Source organism: Acidovorax sp. KPB24-07 (genome assembly GCF_057543315.1).
The window spans coordinates 1-1,609 of sequence record NZ_BAAJYS010000588.1; the positions used below are offsets into that span (position 1 = coordinate 1).

1 protein-coding gene and 1 pseudogene are annotated in these 1,609 nt (G+C 72.3%); both read right to left on the reverse strand.

Annotated features, from left to right (window positions below; genetic code table 11):
- Positions 1 to 390: pseudogene (locus tag AC27IQ_RS24130) on the reverse strand (SWIM zinc finger family protein); the annotation flags it as partial.
- The gene (locus AC27IQ_RS24135) at positions 387 to 1,514 is read right to left on the reverse strand and encodes a vWA domain-containing protein (protein ID WP_487091077.1); all 1,128 of its coding nucleotides are present in this window, start codon (positions 1,512 to 1,514) and stop codon (positions 387 to 389) included. The pseudogene AC27IQ_RS24130 and the gene AC27IQ_RS24135, both read right to left, overlap by 4 nt.
- Positions 1,515 to 1,609: the final 95 nt, after the last annotated feature.

Genomic DNA, 1,609 nt, shown 5'->3' on the forward strand with positions numbered 1-1,609 from the left:
CCGACAACGCCGCCGCGTCGAAATGCGGCGGGGCTCCAGGCGCCCCCCGATTCCGTGGGCGGCGGCTGCGGCCGTGGACGCATCGACCGCAGGGGCGCTCGCCGTGCCGTGCCGTTGTTGATAGGCCAGCACCAGCATCACGCGGTGGCGGCACATGCCGCTCGCGGCACAGGTGCATGCGGCATCGCGCAGCGTGCGGCCCAGCGGCAGGCGCGTGCGCGCGCCGTCGTCGAATTCCGCGCGCACGGTGCCGTCGGGTTCGGTCTCCAGCCGCGGCAGCACATTGGCCGCCACGTCCTTCTGCGCGCGCTTGACGAAGCCCGCGTTGGCCAGCGCCGTCAGCGCCTCCGGGGTGAGTTCGAGCAGGTCGGCCCGCAGCGGCGCGTTCATGCCTGCACCTTCTCGGCCAGCCAGCCCGCGAGCTGGCCTGGGGTCATGGCGCCGACCTGCGCGCCTTCCTTCACGAGGCGCGCGGCCATCTCGCGGTCGTAGGCGGGCTCGGCCTGCGCGTCGAGCGCGGCCAGGCCCAGCACCTTCGCGCCCGCGCCGGTCAGCGCCTTCACGCGGCGCACGAGTTCTCCGGGGTCGCCGCCCTCGTAGAAATCGCTCACCAGCACGACGATGGTGCGGGCCGGGTTGGCGACGAGCGATTGCGCATAGGCCACGGCCCGGGCGATGTCGGTGCCGCCGCCCAGCTGCACTTTCATGAGCAGCTCGACCGGGTCGGACACATCGGCCGTGAGGTCCACCACCTGGGTGTCGAAGGCCACCAGCCGCGTGCGCATGCCCGGCAGCTGCCAAAGGCAGGCGGCCATCACCGCGCTGTGGATGACGGAGTCCACCATCGACCCGCTCTGGTCGATGAGCAGCACGATGTCCCACGGCTCGGCATGCCGCCGCGTGCGGCTGATGAAAATGGGCCGCTCCACGTAGAGCTTGCCGCGCGCCGCGTCCCAGCGCCGCAGGTTGGCCTGCAGGGTGCGCCGGAAGTCGAAGTTGCGTGCCACTTTCATGCGCGAGAGGCGGCGCCGGTCGCGGCTGCCGTTGAACGCCTGGCGCACTTCGGTGGCGAGCTTTTCCATGATGCGCCGCACCACCTCGGCCACGAGCCGGCGGGCGGCGGCCAGCACCTGCGGGTTCATGAGGTGCTTGGTATGCAGCACCGCGCGCAGCAGCGATTCGGACGGCTCGATGCGCTCCAGCACCTCCAGGTTGGTCACCACTTCGTCGATGCCGTAGCGCTCCACCGCATCGCGTTCCAGCCGCTCGATCACTTCCTTGGGAAAGAGCGTGTGGATGGTGTTGATCCAGTCCGGCGTGCTGAGCGCCGAGGGTCCCAGGCCCGCGCTGCGCTCGCCGCGCTCGGCGCGATCGCTGTCGCGGCCGTAGAGCCATTCGAGCGCCGCATCGGCCGCCTGCGCGGCATCGCCGAGCGCGCCGCACGCGGGTTCCGCCGGTTCGCCGAGCAACAGGCGCCAGCGCTGCAGGGGGTCAGGGATGGTCAGCGGTGTCATGCAGGGGCTCCGGTGCCGGCGTCGATGCCCCACGCGGCCAGCCGCGCCGCGGCCGCGGCTTCGCCGGCGCGGGGCACGGGCCAGTGCTTCGGGGG